This is a genomic window from Streptomyces sp. 1331.2, assembly GCF_900199205.1.
Taxonomy (GTDB): domain Bacteria; phylum Actinomycetota; class Actinomycetes; order Streptomycetales; family Streptomycetaceae; genus Kitasatospora.
This window is the reverse complement of record NZ_OBMJ01000001.1, coordinates 4,241,079-4,260,096: the sequence shown is the minus strand read 5'-3', so window position 1 is coordinate 4,260,096 and position 19,018 is coordinate 4,241,079. Positions and strand designations below refer to the sequence as shown.

Annotated in this window: 16 protein-coding genes; 7 read left to right on the top strand and 9 right to left on the bottom strand. The window is 74.8% G+C overall.

Annotation, left to right across the window (positions count from 1 at the left end):
• Positions 1 to 32: 32 nt before the first annotated feature.
• The 7 genes from CRP52_RS18120 to CRP52_RS37660 form a co-directional block, all read right to left on the bottom strand.
• Positions 33 to 821: a class I SAM-dependent methyltransferase gene (locus CRP52_RS18120; RefSeq protein WP_097237372.1), complete on the bottom strand. Its 789-nt coding sequence runs from the start codon at positions 819 to 821 to the stop codon at positions 33 to 35.
• Positions 822 to 900: 79 nt separating this feature from the next.
• Positions 901 to 1,704 (bottom strand): sugar phosphate isomerase/epimerase family protein, encoded by an 804-nt coding sequence (locus CRP52_RS18115; protein WP_097240156.1) that lies wholly within the window; start codon positions 1,702 to 1,704, stop codon positions 901 to 903.
• 669 nt (positions 1,705 to 2,373) lie between these two features.
• Complete coding sequence (locus tag CRP52_RS18110; protein ID WP_097237371.1) at positions 2,374 to 3,336, bottom strand: Ppx/GppA phosphatase family protein; 963 nt, start codon at positions 3,334 to 3,336, stop codon at positions 2,374 to 2,376.
• Between the two features lie 390 nt (positions 3,337 to 3,726).
• A complete protein-coding gene (locus tag CRP52_RS37665) occupies positions 3,727 to 4,980 on the bottom strand; it encodes an SUKH-4 family immunity protein (RefSeq protein WP_179852839.1) in 1,254 nt (417 codons plus the stop codon).
• Between the two features lie 791 nt (positions 4,981 to 5,771).
• A complete protein-coding gene (locus tag CRP52_RS18100) occupies positions 5,772 to 8,630 on the bottom strand; it encodes a toxin glutamine deamidase domain-containing protein (protein WP_097237370.1) in 2,859 nt (952 codons plus the stop codon).
• 27 nt (positions 8,631 to 8,657) lie between these two features.
• Positions 8,658 to 9,083 (bottom strand): hypothetical protein, encoded by a 426-nt coding sequence (locus CRP52_RS18095; protein WP_097237369.1) that lies wholly within the window; start codon positions 9,081 to 9,083, stop codon positions 8,658 to 8,660.
• A 33-nt stretch (positions 9,084 to 9,116) separates the two neighbouring features.
• Positions 9,117 to 9,311, bottom strand: coding sequence for a hypothetical protein (locus CRP52_RS37660; RefSeq protein WP_143685775.1), 195 nt, complete (start codon positions 9,309 to 9,311; stop codon positions 9,117 to 9,119).
• A gap of 131 nt (positions 9,312 to 9,442) precedes the next feature.
• On the opposite strand from CRP52_RS37660, the gene CRP52_RS18085 reads away from it, so the two are divergent.
• Complete coding sequence (locus tag CRP52_RS18085) at positions 9,443 to 10,405, top strand: hypothetical protein (protein WP_257033085.1); 963 nt, start codon at positions 9,443 to 9,445, stop codon at positions 10,403 to 10,405.
• A gap of 46 nt (positions 10,406 to 10,451) precedes the next feature.
• Here the strand turns inward: CRP52_RS18085 and CRP52_RS18080 are convergent, their stop codons facing one another.
• On the bottom strand, positions 10,452 to 11,621 hold the full coding sequence (locus CRP52_RS18080; RefSeq protein WP_097237367.1) for an NADH-quinone oxidoreductase subunit D: 1,170 nt from the start codon (positions 11,619 to 11,621) through the stop codon (positions 10,452 to 10,454).
• Entirely contained in the window at positions 11,618 to 12,634 is a 1,017-nt protein-coding gene (locus CRP52_RS18075) for an SAM-dependent methyltransferase (protein ID WP_097237366.1), read from the bottom strand. Before CRP52_RS18075 ends, CRP52_RS18080 begins: the two co-directional genes overlap by 4 nt.
• Before the next feature lie 204 nt (positions 12,635 to 12,838).
• Between CRP52_RS18075 and CRP52_RS18070 the strand changes: the two genes are divergently transcribed.
• The 6 genes from CRP52_RS18070 to CRP52_RS18045 all read left to right on the top strand — a co-directional run bounded on the left by CRP52_RS18070 (position 12,839) and on the right by CRP52_RS18045 (position 19,018).
• The gene (locus CRP52_RS18070; RefSeq protein WP_097237365.1) at positions 12,839 to 14,071 is read left to right on the top strand and encodes a sensor histidine kinase; all 1,233 of its coding nucleotides are present in this window, start codon (positions 12,839 to 12,841) and stop codon (positions 14,069 to 14,071) included.
• 34 nt (positions 14,072 to 14,105) lie between these two features.
• A complete protein-coding gene (locus tag CRP52_RS18065; protein ID WP_097237364.1) occupies positions 14,106 to 14,795 on the top strand; it encodes a response regulator in 690 nt (229 codons plus the stop codon).
• Positions 14,796 to 14,916: 121 nt separating this feature from the next.
• The gene (locus tag CRP52_RS18060; protein WP_097237363.1) at positions 14,917 to 15,873 is read left to right on the top strand and encodes a Rossmann-like and DUF2520 domain-containing protein; all 957 of its coding nucleotides are present in this window, start codon (positions 14,917 to 14,919) and stop codon (positions 15,871 to 15,873) included.
• On the top strand, positions 15,873 to 16,778 hold the full coding sequence (gene panC / locus CRP52_RS18055; RefSeq protein ID WP_097237362.1) for a pantoate--beta-alanine ligase: 906 nt from the start codon (positions 15,873 to 15,875) through the stop codon (positions 16,776 to 16,778). The genes CRP52_RS18060 and panC overlap by 1 nt, the downstream gene beginning before the upstream one ends.
• A gap of 74 nt (positions 16,779 to 16,852) precedes the next feature.
• Entirely contained in the window at positions 16,853 to 17,329 is a 477-nt protein-coding gene (gene panD, locus CRP52_RS18050) for an aspartate 1-decarboxylase (RefSeq protein ID WP_257032549.1), read from the top strand.
• A gap of 15 nt (positions 17,330 to 17,344) precedes the next feature.
• The gene (locus CRP52_RS18045) at positions 17,345 to 19,018 is read left to right on the top strand and encodes an L-aspartate oxidase (protein WP_097237361.1); all 1,674 of its coding nucleotides are present in this window, start codon (positions 17,345 to 17,347) and stop codon (positions 19,016 to 19,018) included.

The following is a 19,018-nucleotide window of genomic DNA, read 5'->3' as shown; positions in this document are numbered from 1 at the left end:
TCAGGCGGGCGGGCCCTCCGAGGCTGTGGGGGTCAGCCGGGCTTGACGGCCACGGTGAGGTCCAGGGTGAAGGGCTCGACCACGACGCCGTCCGGGAACTCGGCGAGCAGGGCGTCCCGTTCGCCGGCCAGGATCGGGGCACGCTCCTCGGGGGTCAGCGAGGCCATGAAGGAGCGGGAGGTGAGGTCGGTGAGCACGTGCTCGACGCCGGCCCGCCGCTCCCAGCGCAGCCGGGCGCGCCCGACCGCCAGCCCGGCCGGGGCGAAGTGGCCGGTGTGCTCGGTGATCCGGCCGTACCCGTGGTAGCGGTCGGGCAGCGCCGCGGTCAGCCGCTCGACCCGGGCCCGGACCCAGGGCACGGTCTCGTCGTGCACGTTCCACCAGGTGGCGAGCGCGCCGCCCGGCCGCAGCACCCGGATCGCCTCCGGGACGGAGTGCTCGGGGCGGGTCCAGTGGAAGGCCTGGGCGTAGCCGATCAGGTCGGCGGAGCCGTCGTGGAAGGGCAGGTCGTCGCCGTTGCCGCGGACCAGCGGGAGCGACGGGGAGGCGGCCAGGAACTGGGCGGCCATCCCGGCGTACGGCTCGACGGCGATCACGTCCGCGCCGCGGGCGGCCAGCAGCCGGGTCGCGATGCCGGTGCCGGCGCCGACGTCCAGGACCCGGGCCCCCTTGAGACCGCGGCCCCACAGCCGCTCCAGCTCGTCGAACAGCTCGTTCGGGTAGCTCGGGCGGGCACGGTCGTACTCGGCGGCCACCGCGCCGAAGCTCTGGGCCAGTTCACGGAAGTTGCCGAGCTCGCTGAAAAGCCGGTCGTTCGTCACCGCTCCCCCTCCGTACGGAAGTTCGCGCCCCCGTGGGCCAGGCGGCCCCGGTGGGTCGGGCGCCCCGGTGGGCCAGCGCTCAGCGTACGCGCGAGGCGGTGGCGAGGTGCAAGCGGGTGAAGGCCAGGGCCTCGGCCAGATCGGCCTCGCGTTCGGCGGGGGACGCGGACCGGCGGGTGTTGACCTCCAGCACCACGTGGCCGTCGAAACCGGTGCGGGCGAGGTGTTCCAGCAGCTCGGCACAGGGCTGCTTGCCGCGGCCCGGGATCAGGTGCTCGTCCTTGCCGGAGCCGCTGCCGTCGGCCAGGTGGACGTGGGCGAGCCGGTCCCCCATCCGCTCGACCATGGCGAAGGTGTCGATCCGGGACGTCGCGACGTGCGACAGGTCGATGGTGAAGTGCCGGTACTCCTCGTCCGTGACGTCCCAGCCGGGCGAGTACGCCAGCACCTCGCGGTCGCGGTAGCGCCACGGGTACATGTTCTCGACGGCGAAGCGGACGTCGGTCTCGCCCGCCATCCGGTTGATGCCCGCCACGAAGTCCCGGGCGTACTGGCGCTGCCAGCGGAACGGCGGGTGGACGACGACGGCGCTCGCGCCGAGCTTCTCGGCCGCCGCCCGGGCCCGGACCAGCTTGGTCCACGGGTCGGTGGTCCACACCCGCTGGGTGATCAGCAGACACGGCGCGTGCACGGCCAGGATCGGCATCCGGTGGGCGTCGGAGAGCCGGCGCAGGGCGTCGACGTCCTGGCTGACCGGGTCGTTCCAGACCATCACCTCCACCCCGTCGTAGCCGAGCTTGGCGGCCAGCTCGAAGGCGACCGCGGTGCTCGCCGGGTACACGGAGGCGGTCGACAGGACCACCTTGGTGTCGGGGATGTGCAGGGTCGGGTGCGGGGGCAGCACCAGGCGATCGGTGGTGCGCAGCAGCGGCGGGCGAGCGGCCTCCCGGCGGGCGGCCTTGACCGAGCGGACCGACTGGACGGCGGCCTTGGCCGCGCCGGCGGCCCGGGCGGTGCGGGTCTCCTTCGGCGCGGCGGGCGCGGCCTTGGCGGCGGCCCGGCGGGGGGCGGGGCGCTTGGTCGCGGCTGGTTCCGTCGCGGGGTTCGGCGCCGGGTTCTTGGTGGGGGTGCTCTGCTTCGTGGTGGACTTCGCGGTGTGCTGCGTGGTGGTGTGCTGCGTGGGGGTCTGCTTCGCGGTGGGCTTCGTGGGGGTCTGCTTCGCGGTGGGCTTCGTGGGGGTCTGCTTCGCGGTGGCCTTCTTCGCCGAGGCCTTCTTCGCGGTGCGCTGGGCCGCCTGGACGGCCTTGGCGGCCTTGGCGGCCTGCGCGGCGGTGGCGCCCTTGACCGCCTTGCCGAGGCGGCGGCGCGGACTGTCCGACCGCGGCTGCCCGTCCCCGGGAGCGCGGCCCTCCCGCGTTCCGTCCTCGCCCGCTGGTTGCACCACGGGAGACAGCGTAAGCGGAGCGCGGGCCGAACGGGACGCCGTCCTGACGCCGTCCTGACACCGCCCCGGCCTCGCCCGGTACCGCCCCGGCGCCGCCTCGGCCTCGTCCTACGGGGTGAGGGCCGGTCGGCGCCGGTCCGCGGGGCTGTCCATGGCGTCCAGGCGGCGCAGGATGATGCCCTCGCGCAGCGCCCACGGGCAGACGTCCAACTCGTCCAGGCCGAACAGGTCCATCGCGGCGTCGGCGACCAGCGCGCCGGCCAGCAGCTGCTTGGCGCGGCCCTCGGAGACGCCGGGGATCTGCGCGCGCTCGGCGACGGTCATCGTGGACAGCCGTGGCAGCCAGGCGGCCAGCCCGCTGCGGGTGAGCCGACGGTCGGCGTACGGGCCGGCGTCGGCGGGGGCGGCGCCGGTCATCCGGGCCAGCTGCTTGAAGGTCTTGGAGGTGGCGACCGCGTGCTGCGGCGGCCCGAGCCGCGAGATCTCGCCGACCACGGTGGCCATCTCGGCCCGGATGTGGCGTCTCAGCTCGCGCAGCCCGTCCGGGTCGGCGACGTCCCCGGGCAGCCAGCGCGCGGTCAGCCGCCCGGCGCCCAGCGGCAGCGAACAGGCGACGTCCGGCTGCTCGTCCAGGCCGCAGGCGATCTCCAGCGAGCCGCCGCCGATGTCCAGGTTGAGCAGCCGGCCCGAGGACCAGCCGAACCAGCGGCGGACGGCGAGGAAGGTGAGCCGCGCCTCGTCCTGCCCGGACAGCACCCGCAGCTCGACGCCCGTCTCGGCGGCCACCCGGCGCAGCACCTCCTCGCCGTTGGCGGCCTCGCGCACGGCGGAGGTGGCGAACGGCAGGATGTCGACGACGCCCTTGTCCTCGGCGACCCGCAGCGAGGAGGCGATGTGGCCGACCAGTCGCTCGACGCCGGGCCCGCTTATCGCGCCGTCCTCGTCCAGCAGCTCGGCCAGGCGCAGTTCGGCCTTGTGCGAGTACGCGGGCAGCGGGGCAGCGCCCGGATGGGCGTCCACCACGAGGAAGTGGACCGTGTTGGAACCTACGTCGAGCACACCGAGTCGCATAACTCTCCACGCTACGCGATCCGGGTAGGGGCGAGGCGGGTCGGGACGGTATTCGCGCTGGTCCGGCCACCCGTCGCAGGTCGTGCCGCCAGTGGCCGCGCGGGGGCCGTCCCGGCGCTCCGTCAGGCAGTCGGCGTCCGCCCGACGGCAGGCCCGACCCGGGGGCCGGTGATCAGACCGTCGGCGTGCCGGGTGGTCTGCACGTCGGTCTCCAGCCAGTCGGTGCCCTGGTCAAGGGCGGCCGCGAAGGAGGCCCACGGTGTTCTCAGGGGCGTTGCGCGGCGTGGGACGGTGGTCGATCACCACCGGCGCCTCCGGGGCGTGCGCGGTGTCCGGGGCGTGCGATGGACCCGACAGCCCCTCGACGGCCTCAGGTTCCCCGGTGTTCCGTCACAGCAGGCCGTCCCACAGCTGCTCCACGATGACGGCCCACCAGTTCTCGGGGTCGGCGAAGACCGTTCCGTCCACCTCCGCGAGAGCCCGCTGCAAGGTGTCCACGGCCTCGCCCGCGGCCACCGGGCCGAGCCCGCGCAGGGTCGGCCACCAGCCGGCGAAGACCTCCAGGCAGCGGACGAAGGCCCGCAGGTCCGCGTTGCAGTGGCGGGCGGTCGCGTAGTCCGGGTCCACCGCCCGGACCGTGCCCTCCACGGTGTCGAGCGCCATCAGCGCCCAACCGTCCGTCCCCAGCAGCAACAGGCCGGCGAGCGCCTGGCGCTCGCGCTCGGCCGCCCGGGTGCCGCGGCCGAGTGCGGCCAGGTGCGCGGCCAGCGGCGGCAGCACGGTGTCGGGGCGGCTGCCGTCCGCGATCGCCCCGGGGCCGGGGTGGTGCAGTGCGAAGAACCCGGGCACGGCCGTCGGCACGCCCACCGTCAGCAGCAACGCGGCGGCCTCCCCGGGCAGTTCGGCCTGGGCGACGTCCACCGGGTCGAAGCGCTGCACGCCCGCCGGGCCGAACCGCTCCACGAGCCGCGCGGCGAGCACCGCGTCGGGCACCGCGTCGGGTTCGTACGGGCCGCTGCGCGCCGGGCGGGGGAAGGGCACGCGGTTGCGGACCGGCCCGTCGGGCGGTGCGGGCAGGGCCCGTACGGCGGTGGCGCGATGGTCGAAGCGCGGACCGTAGGGAAGGCCGAAGTCGATCCGGGCGTACGGCAGTTCGGCCGCCAGGGCGTGGGCCCAGTAGCCGCCGGGCAGAGCGCTCATGCGCAGGTCGGTCCGGACGGCCAGCACGTCCTCGGCCGCGACGCCCTGCTCACGCAGCCACCACCAGCCGCGCAACGCCGGGTGCGGCAGACCCGCCGCCGAGCGCAGCGCCAGCGACCGCTGCTCGCCCGCACCGTCCCGGTACGTCAGCTCGGCCCTGGCGCCCCGACCGGTCGCCGCGGGAACGGTCGGGTCGTAGCCGCCGGCACCGACGAAGTCCCGGTACAGGCCTACCACTTCGTCCACCGGCGCGGAGGGCCACACGGTGAACCGCCCGTTCTCCCGGTCCACCACGGCACAGGCCGCACCCACGTCCTCGGGCGCCCGCCGCTCCCCCGTCCGCGGATCCACCTCCACGGGCGGGGGCTCCGCCCACACGACCCAGCCGAGCTCGAACTCGTGCGCGACCACCCGCCGCAGCGCCGCACCGGCCCCCTGCGGCAAATCCCCGTTGATCCACCGGTGCCCTGCCTCCACCGCCTGCGCCCGCGAGATCACCCGACCACCCCATCCCCGTCCACAACCCCCGACACCCGGCCCCCACCCGCGCCGCGACCCTACGCCCCCGCTAGGCGCACCCCCTGCCCACCCCCACGCAGCGGAATATGGCGGTCGGTCTACATCACCACTCGCCGGAACAGGAAGTCGGCCTCATCGACTTCCTGTTCCGCGCCACCAGGCCCCCAAGGGCCGGCCGAATATGTAGACCGGTCTACCTATCCATCAAAGCGCCACCCGATCCCTCCGAGCACAGAAAGTCGGCCGGGCCGACTTTTCGTGCAGGAACCCCTTCACGGCCGGCCACGGAGGAAAATATGGCGCTCGGTCTACATACTCGCCGGTTACCTCAACCGAACCACGCGCAAGAAGTCGGCCGGGCCGACTTTTCGTGCGCGCTCTCACCCAGGCACCCCGAAGGAATATGACGCTCGGTCTACATATTTCCCCTAAGCCTCCGACCCTCCATGAGCTGCACAGGAAGTCGACCCAGCCGACTTCTCGTGCACACCCCCCAACCGAATATGACGGTCGGTCTACATAATTCACTGAACGCCCAGCCGGACCACGCACAGGAAGTCGGCGGGGCCGACTTTTCGCGTGCGGGTCTCGCCTTGGCGCGGGAACGAATATGAAGCTCGGTCTACATATTTCTCCCCAGGCCCCACCGCCTCCGGCCGCTGCGTAGGAAGTCGGCCCAGCCGACTTCCTACGCAGCGGTCCCGGCCCCCAGGGGTTCAGGCGGTGGGGGCGAGGTCGAGGGGGTGGCCTTCGGGGGTGAGGGCGATGGCCCAGAGGCCGTGGGTGGCGGGGTGGAGGGGGGTGGGGCTCCGGCGGGCGAGTTGGTGGTCGAGGTAGGTGACGGTGTCCTGGTGGTTGACGGCGTTCCAGGCGTGGGGGCGGCCGAAGCTGTCGCGGGTGAGGAGGACGGCCTGGGCGCCGTGGCCGGCCCGGCGCAGGTCGTCGGCGAGGCGGTCGAAGGCCTGGCCGCCGTCGCCCAGGTCGCGGAAGGGGGCGCCGAGTTCGCGTTCGGCTCGGTCGCGGCCGCCGCGTTCTCCGGCGTCGCCCTCGGTCGGGATGCGCGGGGCCGCGCAGGTGGGGCGGCCGGCGTAGCACTCGACGGCGGACAGGGCGATCTCCAGGCTGTTGTTGGCCCGCCCCGGTTCGCGGTGGCCGCCGTCGTTGACGGCCTCCGTCCAGCCGCCGACCGCCGGGTCGGGGTACCGGGCGGGCAGACCGTCCTCGTCGCGGGGTGCGCGGCGTTCGAGTTCGGCCTGGTGCTGCGGGTCGACCGGGGCGAGCCCACCCGGCAGGCCGTACGGGCGGCTGTCGGTGATGCTGCGCAGTCGGGCGCCCGGGTCGTCCGGGTGGCCGCCGCGCCGGGCGCGCAGGGCGAGTTGGAGGGCCATCGCGTGCGCGGTCGCGACCGGGACGGCGCCCCAGGCGAGGGTGGGGTCGGCGACGGTCGGGGCGGTGTCCCGGCGTCGGGCGTCCCCGGGGTGCGGCTCGGGTCGGCCGATCACCGGTGTGGTGCCGACGATCGGCGGTGCGGCCGGTGCCGGCGGTACGGCCTGGGCGGACGGCGGGCCGGTGACGGGCTGCGGCGCGGCAGCGGCCGGGGTGCGGGGTACGGCCGTCCCGGGCCTGGGTTCGACGCCGGGCTGCGACCCACCGCCGACGACACCACCGCCCACGGTGCCGCCGCCCACGGTGCCGCCGGGCGCGCCCGCCCCGACACCGCTGCCGAACGGCGCCGCACCGTGCGCGGCCCCGCCGCCCACGACGCCCCCCACGCCCCCGACCGCGAGCGGGCCGGGTCCGACGGCGCCGACGGTGCCGACCGTGCCGACCGCCGGGTACCCGCCCCCGTACACCGGCGTCCCAACCGGCCGGACCACCAGCACATCCGGCCCGGGCCCGTACGAGGAGCCGTTGGACCAGGAGCCGTTGGACCAGGAGCCGGCGGCAGGGCCGGATGACACGGACGGCGCGGCGGGTGCAGGCGCGGTCACCGAGTCCGTCCGTAGGGTCACCGGCGTACCGCCCCCGCCGCCACCCCCGCCGTGCGCCGGGGCCGGGGCCGGGGCCGCAGGCGCCTGGAGCGGGTAGTCCCCGTCCGACCAGCCCGCCGACCCACCGCCCTGGCGAACCGGCGCGGCGACGGACCGCGCGGACGCCCCGTCGTCCCGCGACGGCGGTGTCCAGTCGCCACCGGCCGCCGCCCGGTGTTGCCCCTGCCAGCCCCCGGTCGCGTACGAGGACCCCGAGGGCACCGCGCCGACGGTGTCCGCCCCACCCGCAACCCCGCCCACGACCGAACCCGGGTCCGCCACGACGGCCGAGGCCACGGTCAGCCCGCCGGGCCCCGTCGGGTCCTGCTTCCCCGGGGCGCCCTCGGCACCGGCCGCTCGCCCGCCGGCCGGCCCGTCACCCGCCGGCAGCCCGGCGAGCGGCAGTCCGCGGAGATCCCTGCCGTCCGAGCCGGTGAGCACCGGCTGCCCGTGCTCGTCCAGCCGGACGGCGAGGTCGGCCACCCCCACGACCGGTTTGCCGTCCGGCCCCGGCACGACCAGCAGTCCGGACGCGTCGGCCACCTGGCTGCCGTCGGCACGGAGGATGACCGGCCGGCCGTCCTGGCCGAGGACGGGCTGCCCGTGCTCGTCGAGCTTGACGGTGAGCCCGGGCACGCCGACCAGCGGCTTGCCGTCCTTCCCCGTGAGCAGCACCAGCCCGGCGCCGTCCGCGCCGAGCACACCCGGTTCGCGGAGGGCGGCGGGCAGTCCGGCGGCGGTCGGGTCGAAGGCGCCGGTGCGGTACGAGGCGGTGGTGATGCCCGTCCCCGGCGCGGTGCCGAGCCGGAGCAGGGCGACGGCGGCCGGCTCCTTGAGCGCGGTGGCGAGGGCGTCCTTCATGCTGCGGCCGAGTTCGGCGAGCAGCCCGCCGATCTTCAGCGCGGCGGCCTCGACGGCGACGGCCGCCACGCCTTCGGCGACCTGCGCGGTGGCGGCGTTCTTCACCTCGGCCGCGAGGCCGCCGACGGCCTTCTCCAGCCCACCGACCACCCCACTCGGCCCCGAACCGGCTCCCGAGCCCGAACCCGCACCCGCTCCCGACCCGGCTCCCGAGCCCGAACCCGAACCCGAACCCGAGCCACCGTCCTCCGCCGCCACCCGGTCGGCGACCTTGCCCGCCGCCTCCTTGGCCTTGGCGGCCTGCTCCTCGGCCTGCCGGAGGTCGGCGGCAAGCTGCTGCAGCGTCGCGACGATCTCGGCCTTGCAGGTGTCCACGGCCCGCGCGGCCGTGTCGAAGGCCCCGGCGACCAGCCCGACCGCGGTGTGCGTGTCGTCCAGGTGCCCCTTGCCGCCCCCGCTGAAGGCCTGCCAGTACGCACCGAAGGCCTCGACCGCGTGCCCGGAGTTGTCGGCGGTGACGCGGTGGACGGATTCGCCGCAGCGGCGGGTGAGGCGGTCGGCCTCCGTGCCGAACTCGCGCCAGACCCCGGCGGCCTTGCGCAGGCCCTCCTCGTCGGCCTGCGGCCACTGGTGGCCGGTCCTGGCCAGCACCGGGACCAGTTCCTCGGGCAGTTTCCGGGACACGCGCCTTCCCCCTTCGAGCCGGGTCCGTCAGACCGACATGTCCTTGGGGACGACGGTCGCCGCCCCCGGGGTTGCCCCCGGCCCCGGCCCCGGCCCCGATTCAGGCCCAGCCCCGGCCCCGAACCCGGTCGCCGCCGAGCTGTCCGCGTCCGTCGTGCGCTCGGCCATCGCGTGCAGCCCGGCCCCGACCTTCCCGACCCGCCCGGCCAACCCCCGCAGCCCGCCGACGAGTTCGCCGTACGCCGGACCGTACGCGGCGGCGAAGCCACTGCCCGGCTGGTCCGCGCCCCAGGGGGCGCCGAGCGCGGTGAGATCCTGCTCCAGGGCGGTGACGGCCTTCGCCAGCTCGCCCCCGAGCTTCTCGAACTCCCGCCCCTCGCCGTGCAGTTCCCACGGCTTGAGGACGAACGTCCCACTCGCGCGGTCGGACGCCCCGGTGCTGCCGCCTGCCATCCCCGTACCTCCCGTAGCGGACCGGCCGCCATCCTAGGCACGCTCCGGGGCCCGCCCGCAGCGCCCGACGGACCTCTTCACCCCGCCTTCACCCGCACCGAGCCCGACACCGAGCGCCGCACCGTACCCGACGCCGAGCCCGACACCGAGCGCCGCACCGTACCCGACGCCGAGCCCGAGGCCGAGACCGATCTCCACGTCGAGCACCACCCCCAGCACCACACGCACCCCCGCCACACACCACAGCCCCGCCATCACCCCCGCGAAAGCTCTACCCTTGCCGGGTGGCACCAGCTGAAACGTCCAAGAAGAAGGCCAAGGCGAAGCCCGAGGCCTCCCCCGCCCCCGTCGACCTCGCGATGCCGACCCTGCGCCGCGAGATCCCGCGCGACGAGGTCCCGCTCGACTTCCCGCGCGCCTGGGTCGAGTTCGCCGACCCCGCCGACGAGGAGCAGGTCTTCCGCTGCGACCTCACCTGGCTGACCTCCCGCTGGTCCTGCGTCTTCGGCCAGGGCTGCCACGGCATCCGTGAGGGCCGGGGCGAGTCGGACGGCTGCTGCACGCTGGGCGCGCACTACTCGGACGAGGACGACGAGAAGCGCGTCGTGGGGCACGCGGCGCGGCTGACGCCCGAGCTGTGGGAGAACTTCGCGGAGGGCACCGACGCCAAGGGCCGGATCATCTCCGACGTCGCCACCTCCGGCGAAGGCACCTCCGGAAACGGCACCCCCGGCAAGGCCGCTCCCGCCCGCGGCATCACCATGCTGGACGAGGACGGCGATCGCCAGACCCGCCGGGTCAACGGCGCCTGCATCTTCGTGAACAGCCCCGGTTTCGCCGGCGGCGCCGGCTGCGCCCTGCACGCGCTCGCCCTCAAGGAGGGCCGCGAGCCGCTGGAGACCAAGCCGGACGTCTGCTGGCAGCTGCCGATCCGCCGTACCTACGACTGGATCGACCGCCCGGACGACACCCGCTACCTGCAGGTCTCGATCGGCGAGTACGACCGCCGCGGCTGGGGCCCGGGCGGCCACGACCTGCACTGGTGGTGCACCGGCGCCCCGGCGGCCCACCAGGGCGCCGAGCCGGTGTACGTCAGCTACCGCCCCGAGCTCACCGAGCTGATGGGCAAGGCGGCGTACGACGTACTGGCCCGGCTCTGCGAGGAGCGGATCGCCACCAAGGGCGACCGCAAGGTGGCCCCGCACCCGGCCGACCCCGCCAAGAAGGCCGACCCCGCCAAGAAGACGAACCCGGCCAAGAAGACGAACCCGGCCGACAAGACGGACCCGGCCAAGAAGCCCAAGGCCCACAAGAAGAGCTGAGCGGCCCCGACCTCCCCCGGACTGCCGCCCTCCCCGGAGCCCCGCCCTACTTGTCGATGTCCCCCACCACGAAGAACATCGACCCCAGGATCGCCACCATGTCCGCGACCAGCGTCCCCGGCAGCAGCTCGGTCAGCGCCTGCACGTTGTTGTAGGACGCCGAGCGCAGCTTGAGCCGCCAGGGCGTCTTGTCGCCGCGCGAGACCAGGTAGTACCCGTTGATCCCGAGCGGGTTCTCGGTCCAGGCGTAGGTGCTGCCCTCGGGTGCCTTGAGCACCTTGGGCAGCCGCTGGTTGACGGGCCCGGGCGGCAGGGTGGCGAGCTTGTCGAGGCAGGCGTCGGCGAGGTCGAGCGAGTTGGCCGTCTGCTCCAGCAGGCATTCGAAGCGGGCGAGGCAGTCGCCCTCCTCGCGGGTGACGACGGTGAGGACCTGCCGCAGTTCGTCGGAGCCGTACGCGAGGTAGGGCTCGTCGCGGCGCAGGTCGAGGTCGAGGCCGCTGGCCCGGGCGATGGGGCCGCTGACGCCGTACGCCTCGGCCTGGGCGCGGGTGAGGACGCCGACGCCGGCGGTGCGGGCGCGGAAGATCTCGTTGCCGAGGACGAGGTCCTCGAAGACGGGCAGTTGCCCGCGGACGGTGGCGACGGCGGTGCGGACCCGGCCGAGCCAGCCGGCCGGCAGGTCCTCCTTGAGGCCGCCGACCCGGTTGAACATGTAGTGCATCCGGCCGCCGGAGGCTTCCTCCAGGACGTGCTGGAGGTCTTCGCGGCCGTTGAAGGCGTGGAAGACCGGGGTGATGCCGCCGAGTTCGAGCGGGTACGAGCCGAGGAACATCAGGTGGTTGAGCACCCGGTTGAGTTCGGCGAGCAGGGTGCGGATCCACACGGCCCGCTCGGGGACCTCCATGCCGAGCATGCGCTCGACGGCGAGGACGACGCCGAGTTCGTTGGAGAAGGCGGAGAGCCAGTCGTGCCGGTTGGCCAGCATGATGATCTGCCGGTAGTCACGGGCCTCGAACAGCTTCTCCGCGCCCCGGTGCATGTAGCCGATCACCGGCTCGGCGGTGATGATGCGCTCGCCGTCGAGCAGCAGGCGAAGCCGCAGTACACCGTGGGTGGCCGGGTGCTGCGGGCCGATGTTGAGCACCATGTCGGTGGTGCCCGCCTCGCCGGTGAAGTTCTCGGCCCCTGCCCCGATGCCGACCGTGGTCTCCCTCATGACCCCAGAGTCTGCCATCCCGGCAGCCGTTCCAGGCTGTCCGGTACCGGCATGCGGACGCTCTGCACGAGCCAGCCGAAGCCGCCCAGCCCGCTCGGGTCGGTCAGTTCGGCGGCCTCGCCGGCGCCGCTCAGCGCCCGCAGGTAGCCCGCCGGGTCGGAGGAGGCGAGGGTGAGCGGCGGTCGCCCGCCGGTCACGCCGAGCGCGCGCAGCGCCTCCCGCTGGGTCGTCCACAGGCTGTGGAGACCGGGGACGGCGGCGGAGTCCAGCGCGACGTGCGCGGTGACGTCGCAGGTGCCGTCCGGCACCGGGGGGACTTCACGGCCGTCCCGGAAGCCGGTGTACGTGCCGAAGGGGGGCCGGCGGCCGGCGGTGTGCCCGTAGTCGACGGCGACGGCCAGGCCGCGTTCCAGCCCGGCGACGGCCCGGGCCCAGGCGGCGTCCCGGGGGCCGCCGAACTCGACCGCTTCCCCGGGCTCCGCGACCGGCCACCAGCGTTCGGCCCAGGCCGCGTCGGCCGCCGAGACCGGTCCACCGAGGCGCTGCCGGCCGGTCGCGGTGTCCACCTCGACGTAGCGCAGCACCCCGTCCTCGTCGACCTCGCCGGCGTCCAGCGGCACGTTGTCCAGCCATTCGTTGGCGAACAGCAGCCCGGTCAGGCCGCGCGGCAGTTCGTCCGTCCACAGGACTGTGGACGGCAGTGCGGCCGGCCGGTCGGCGATCTCCACGCCGTACGGGCGCAGCCGCGCCAGCACCCGGTCGGGCAGCTCGGCGAGGACGCCGGTGAGCAGTTCCCCCCGCCCGGCCCCGACGTCGACCAGGGCCAGCTCCTCCGGGCGACCGAGGGATTCGTCAACCTCCAGCAGCAGCCGGGCCACCGCACGGGCGAACCCGGGGGAGGCGTGCACGGAGGTGCGGAAGTGGCCGGCGGGGCCCTCCGGGCGGCGGTAGAAGCCCCGGTCGGGGTCGTACAGGGCCTGTTCCATGGCGGGCGCCCACCGCATCCAAGTCATGGGGCCCGACGCTACCGGGCGGCGGGCACCGGAAACGGCGGACCCTCCCCCCGGAACCGGCCGACCCCCTCGGAGCCGGTCGGCCCTCTCCTCGGAACGAGCCGACCCTCCCCATCGGGGCCGGGGCTTCTCCGACCTACGGAGTAGAACGGATCGCCCTACCGGCGGACCTGGACACGCGGAGCGACTGCCTACGCTGGACACGTGCATCGACTCAACGCCTGGCTCCGCCGTCACCCCATGGTGGTCGACGCCGCCTGGGCGGCGATGGTGCTGTTCCTCGGCCTGCTGCCGAACCAGAGCTTCCCCGACGACGACTGGCAGTTCAACGCGGGCGTCCTGGTCGCGCTGCTGCTGCCCGCGCTGATGGTCTTCCGGCGCCGCCACCCCGACGTCACCGTGGCCGCCGCCGTCGGCCTGGGCGTCAGCCAGGTGCTCGCCGACATCGAACCGGCCGGCTCCTCGATCGCCTACCTGGTGTTCGCCTACACCGGCGCCGCCTTCGGCCAGAAGTGGACCTCCCGGCTGGCGCTGACCGCCGGGCTGGCCGCCGGGCCGCTGGTGTTCTGGCAGCTGCACCCGATGAAGACGGTCCGCGAGAGCGGCGACCACTACGTCTCCCGCGGGTACGGCATCGGCGAGGCGGCGGCGCTCATGCTGCTGATGAGCACGCCGTTCATCCTCTGCTGGGCCTGGGGCCGGCTGACCAGGGTGCGCCGCGCCTACCTGACCGAGCTGGAGGACCGCGCGGCCCGGCTGGAGCGCGAGCGGGACGCCCAGGCGAAGGTCGCGGTCGCCGCCGAGCGGGCCCGGATCGCCCGCGAACTGCACGACGTGGTCGCGCACAACGTCTCGGTGATGATCGTCCAGGCCGACGGCGCCGCGTACGTGCTCGACAACTCCCCGCAGCAGGCGAAGGAGGCGCTCGGCACGATCGCCTCCACCGGCCGCCAGGCGCTGGTCGAGATGCGCCGCCTGCTCGGTGTGCTGCGCACCTCCGACACCACCGTCGAGGAGTACGTGCCGCAGCCGGGCGTCGAGGAGCTGCCGGAGCTGCTGGAGCAGGTCCGCACGGCGGGGCTGCAGGTGGACTACGCGACCTCCGGGCACCCGCGCGAGCTGCCGCGCGGCGTCGAGCTGACCGTCTACCGGATCGTCCAGGAGGCGCTCACCAACGTCCGCAAGCACGGCGGCCCGGACGTGCACGCCCGGGTCGCGGTCGACTTCGGCGAGCGCGAGCTGGCCGTCCTGGTGGAGGACGACGGGCGGGGCAGCACCGACGAGCAGCTGGCCGCCGGCGGCACGGACGGCCTGGGCCACGGCCTGATCGGCATGCGCGAGCGGGTCGGCATGGTCAGCGGACGCCTGGACGTGGGCCCCCGCCCCGGCGGCGGCTTCCGGATCCGCGCCGTCCTGCCGCTCAAGGCCGCACACTGACCCTCCGCGCACTTCCGCCCCCTTAGGAGCCACCTTGACCATCCGCGTGATGCTCGTCGACGACCAGGAACTGCTGCGCACCGGCTTCCGGATGATCCTGCAGTCACAGGGCGACATCGAGATCGCCGCCGAGGCGGGCGACGGCGCGCAGGCCCTGGAGCGGCTGCGGCACACCGAGGTGGACGTGATCCTGATGGACGTCCGGATGCCGCGCCTGGACGGCGTGCAGGCGACGCGGCGGATCTGCCTGGCCGAGGACGGCAGCCCGCTGCCGGGCGCCCCGCACGTGCTCATCCTCACCACCTTCGACCTGGACGAGTACGCCTTCGCCGCGCTCAAGGCCGGTGCCAGCGGCTTCCTGCTCAAGGACGTCCCGCCGACCGAGCTGGTGGCCGCGATCCGCGCGGTGCACGGCGGGGACGCGGTGGTCGCCCCGACCACCACCCGCCGGATGATCGACCGCTTCGCCGAGGTGCTGCCCACCCCGCAGAGCGCGCCCGGTTCGAACGTCCTCGACCCGCTGACCGAGCGCGAGCGGGAGGTGTTCCTGCTGGTCGCCCAGGGCCTGTCGAACGGCGAGATCGCGGCCCGGCTGGTGCTCTCCGAAGCGACCGTGAAGACCCACGTCGGCCGGATCCTGGCCAAGCTCAGCCTGCGCGACCGGGTCCAGGCCGTGGTGCTGGCGTACGAGGCCGGGCTGATCCGGGCCGGGACGACCGACTGACGTCTCCCGGCCGGGGCCACGGACCCTCTCCGGGCCGGGGCGACCGACTGACGCGCCCGTACACTGGGGCGGTACGTCCGGTACCCGCAGGTGGACTGGAACGGATGATCAGGGACAAAGGTTGAGTCCTTCCGATTTCGCGGACTTCGGCGACCTCGCCCCGCTCGCCGACGGCCTCGGCGACCCCGGCGATCCCGGCAACCGCCCGGCCCGGCTCGCCGTCGGCGTGGTGGGCACCGGCCGGGTCGGCCCCGCGCTGGGCGCCGCGCTGCAGCTCGCCGGGCACACCGTGGTCGCCGCCTCCGGGGTGTCCGCCGTCTCCCGCCGCCGCGCCGAGGCGCTGCTGCCGGGGGTGCGGATCGTCACCCCGCCGCAGGTGCTGGCCGCCGCCGACCTGGTCCTGCTGACCGTCCCCGACGACGCGCTGGCCGACCTGGTGGCCGGGCTGGCCGCCACCGGCGCCGTCCGGCCCGGGCAGCTGGTCGTGCACACCTCCGGCGCCCACGGCGTCGCCGTGCTGGAGCCCGCCACCCGGGCCGGGGCGCTGCCGCTGGCCCTGCACCCGGCGATGACCTTCACCGGCACCTCGGTGGACCTGGCCCGGCTGGCCGGCTGCCCGTTCGGCGTGACCGCCCCCGAGGAGCTGCGGCCGGTCGCCGAGGCGCTGGTGGTGGAGATGGGCGGCGAGCCCGAGTGGGTGCCCGAGGAGGTCCGCCCGCTCTACCACACCGCCCTCGCGCACGGTGCGAACCACCTGGTCACCCTGGTCGCCCAGGCGATGGAGCTGCTGCGCACGGCCGGCGTCGCCGAGCCCGGGCGGCTGCTCGGCCCGCTGCTGGGCGCGGCCCTGGACAACACCCTGCGCTCCGGCGACGCGGCCCTGACCGGCCCGGTCGCCCGGGGCGACGCGGGCACCGTACGGCGCCACCTGGCGCAGCTCAGTACGGTGTCCCCCGACATCCCGGCGGCCTACCGCGCGATGTCCCGCGCCACCGCGCAGCGGGCGCTGGCCAACGGGACGATCGACGAAGCGTCGGCGGCGGCGCTGCTGGACGTACTGAACGAGGAGAATCACTGATGGCACGCGGCAAGCAGCCGAACAAGCCCCAGCGGACGCCGAAGGTCCACCGGGCCGTCGTCACCCGCACCGTGGACGACTTCGAGGCCGCGTTCTGGCCGGACGAGCAGCCGGTGGACAACGCCGTCGTGATGACCATGGGCGCGCTGCACGAGGGCCACGCCGCGCTGATCCGGGCCGCCCGCAAGCAGGTCGGCCGGGAGGGCCGGGTCGCGGTGACGGTCTTCGTCAACCCGCTGCAGTTCGGCGCCGGCGAGGACCTGGAGCGCTACCCGCGCAGCCTCGACGAGGACGTGAAGCTGGCCGAGGAGAACGGCGCCGACGTGGTCTTCGCGCCGTCCGTCGAGGAGGTGTACCCGAACGGCGAGCCGCAGGTGCGCCTGGCGGCCGGCCCGATGGGCGAGCGCTTCGAGGGCGCCACCCGCCCGGGGCACTTCGACGGCGTGCTGACCGTGGTCGCCAAGCTGCTGCACATCACCGACCCGGACTTCGCCTTCTTCGGCGAGAAGGACGCCCAGCAGCTGGCGGTCATCCAGCGGATGGTCGCCGACCTGGACTTCGACGTCGAGATCGTCGGCGTGCCGACCGTGCGCGAGGAGGACGGCCTGGCGCTGTCCTCGCGCAACCGCTACCTCTCGGAGGAGGAGCGCACCCGGGCCCTCGTCCTGTCCAAGGCCCTGTTCGCCGGCCGCGACGCCGCCGCGCAGGGCCCGAAGGCGGTGCGCGAGGCCGCCTCGGCCGTCCTGGACGGCGCCGAGGGTGTCACCCTGGACTACCTCGCCCTGATCGACCCGCACGACTTCACCGAGGCGGCGGACGACTTCCAGGGCGAGGCGGTGCTGGCCGTCGCCGCGAGGGTGGGCTCGACCCGCCTGATCGACAACGTCCGCATCATCGTTCGCTGAAAGTCCGCCGAAGGTTCGCCGAACCGGTAGCCAGACCCCCTTCAGGCATGCACTCACAGGAGGCGTGACCCGCAATGCTCCGCACCATGCTCAAGTCCAAGATCCACCGGGCCACCGTGACCCAGGCCGACCTGCACTACGTCGGTTCCGTCACGGTGGACGAGGACCTGCTCGACGCCGCCGACCTGCTCCCCGGCGAGCTGGTCCACATCGTCGACATCAACAACGGCGCCCGGCTGGAGACGTACACCATCGCCGGCCCGCGCGGCACCGGCGTGATCGGCATCAACGGAGCCGCCGCCCGTCTGGTCCACCCGGGCGACCTGGTCATACTCATCGCCTACGGGCAGATGGACACGGCCGAGGCCAAGGGCTACGAGCCGAAGGTCGTCTTCGTGGACGAGCGGAACCGGATCACCGGCCTGGGCGGCGACCCGGCCGACGCCCCGGAGGGCACCGGACTGCTCCGCGGTGACGTGGGGGCACCTCCCGGCCGCCAGGCCGGGGGCGCGTACGGTGGCGACGGCGCGGCCACCCCGGCCACGCGCTGAAGGAGCCACTGAGCCATGTCCGTCACCCATCGCCTCACCGCGCCGGCCCCCGGCTGGACCGCCACCACCGACGTGGTCGTGGTCGGTTCCGGGGTCGCCGGCCTCACCGTCGCGCTCAACGTCCGCAAGGCCGGCCTGCGGGCCATGGTGGTCACCAAGGCGATGCTGGACGAGGGCTCGACCCGCTGGGCCCAGGGCGGCGTCGCGGCCGCCCTGGGTGAGGGGGACACCCCCGAGCAGCACCTGGACGACACCCTGGTGGCCGGCGCCGGCGTCTGCGACGAGGAGGCCGTCCGCACCCTGGTCACCGAGGGCCCGGACGCCGTCCGCCGGCTGATCGCCACCGGCGCCCTGTTCGACCGGGGCGAGGACGGCGAGATCCTGCTGACCCGCGAGGGCGGCCACCACCGCCGCCGGATCGTCCACGCGGGCGGGGACGCGACCGGCGCCGAGATCTCGCGCGCCCTGGTCGCCGCCGTCCGCACCGACCCGGACATCGAGCTGATCGAGCACGCGCTCGTCCTCGACCTGCTGACCGACGCGGCGGGCCACGCCGCCGGCCTGACCCTGCACGTGATGGGCGAGGGCCAGCGCGACGGCGTCGGCGCCGTCCGGGCCCGCGCGGTGGTGCTCGCCACCGGCGGCATGGGCCAGGTCTTCTCCGCCACCACCAACCCGGCGGTCTCCACCGGCGACGGCGTGGCCCTGGCCCTGCGGGCCGGCGCCGCCGTCGCCGACCTGGAGTTCGTCCAGTTCCACCCCACCGTGCTCTGGCTGGGCCCGGAGGCCGAGGGCCAGCAGCCGCTGGTGTCCGAGGCGGTCCGCGGCGAGGGCGCCCACCTGGTCGACGCGGACGGCGTGCGCTTCATGGTCGGGCAGCACGAGCTGGCCGAACTGGCCCCGCGCGACATCGTCGCCAAGGCCATCACCCGGCGCATGCAGGAACAGGGCGCCGAGCACATGTACCTGGACGGGCGGCACTTCGGCGCCGAGATGTGGGAGCACCGCTTCCCGACCATCCTCGCCTTCTGCCGCGCCCACGGCATCGACCCGGTCACCGAGCCGATCCCGATCGCCCCGGCCGCGCACTTCGCCTCCGGCGGTGTCCGCACCGACCGGCACGGGCGCACCAGCGTCCCCGGCCTGTACGCCTGCGGCGAGGTCGCCTGCACCGGCGTGCACGGCGCCAACCGGCTGGCCTCCAACTCGCTGCTGGAGGGTTTGGTCTTCGCCGAGCGGATCGCCGCCGACCTGGCGCAGCTGCACGCGGCCGGCGAGCTGCCCGAGCGCCCGGTGGACGTCGCCGCGGCGCGGGCCGCACGGCCGGTGCCGCTGCCGCCCTCCGAGGCCCGGGCCGAGATCCAGCGGCTGATGTCGCGCGGCGCGGGCATCCTGCGCTCGGCCGCCTCGATGGCCGACACCGCGGCCGGGCTGGCCCTGATCGCCGAGCAGGCGTTCGCGCACGTCGCCGAGGAGAAGCCGGCCGACCCCCGGGTGGAGACCTGGGAGGCCGCCAACCTGCTGCTGGTAGCCTCCGCGCTGGTCGCGGCCGCCGCGCAGCGCGAGGAGACCCGCGGCTGCCACTGGCGCGAGGACTTCCCCGAGCGGGACGACGCCCACTGGCGGCGCCACCTGATCACCACCCTCGCCGCCTCCGGCGACCCCGTCAGCACTCCCGAGGAGCAGTAG

Bases quoted from the DNA above. Each gene is read 5' to 3' on its own strand.
- CRP52_RS18110 (WP_097237371.1), bottom strand. From the start codon at position 3,336: ATGCGACTCGGTGTGCTCGACGTAGGTTCCAACACGGTCCACTTCCTC.
- CRP52_RS18095 (WP_097237369.1), bottom strand. From the start codon at position 9,083: ATGGCAGGCGGCAGCACCGGGGCGTCCGACCGCGCGAGTGGGACGTTC.
- CRP52_RS18085 (WP_257033085.1), top strand. From the start codon at position 9,443: ATGCCGACCCTGCGCCGCGAGATCCCGCGCGACGAGGTCCCGCTCGAC.
- CRP52_RS18080 (WP_097237367.1), bottom strand. From the start codon at position 11,621: ATGAGGGAGACCACGGTCGGCATCGGGGCAGGGGCCGAGAACTTCACC.
- CRP52_RS18075 (WP_097237366.1), bottom strand. From the start codon at position 12,634: ATGACTTGGATGCGGTGGGCGCCCGCCATGGAACAGGCCCTGTACGAC.
- panC (WP_097237362.1), top strand. From the start codon at position 15,873: ATGGCACGCGGCAAGCAGCCGAACAAGCCCCAGCGGACGCCGAAGGTC.
- panD (WP_257032549.1), top strand. From the start codon at position 16,853: ATGCTCCGCACCATGCTCAAGTCCAAGATCCACCGGGCCACCGTGACC.
- CRP52_RS18045 (WP_097237361.1), top strand. From the start codon at position 17,345: ATGTCCGTCACCCATCGCCTCACCGCGCCGGCCCCCGGCTGGACCGCC.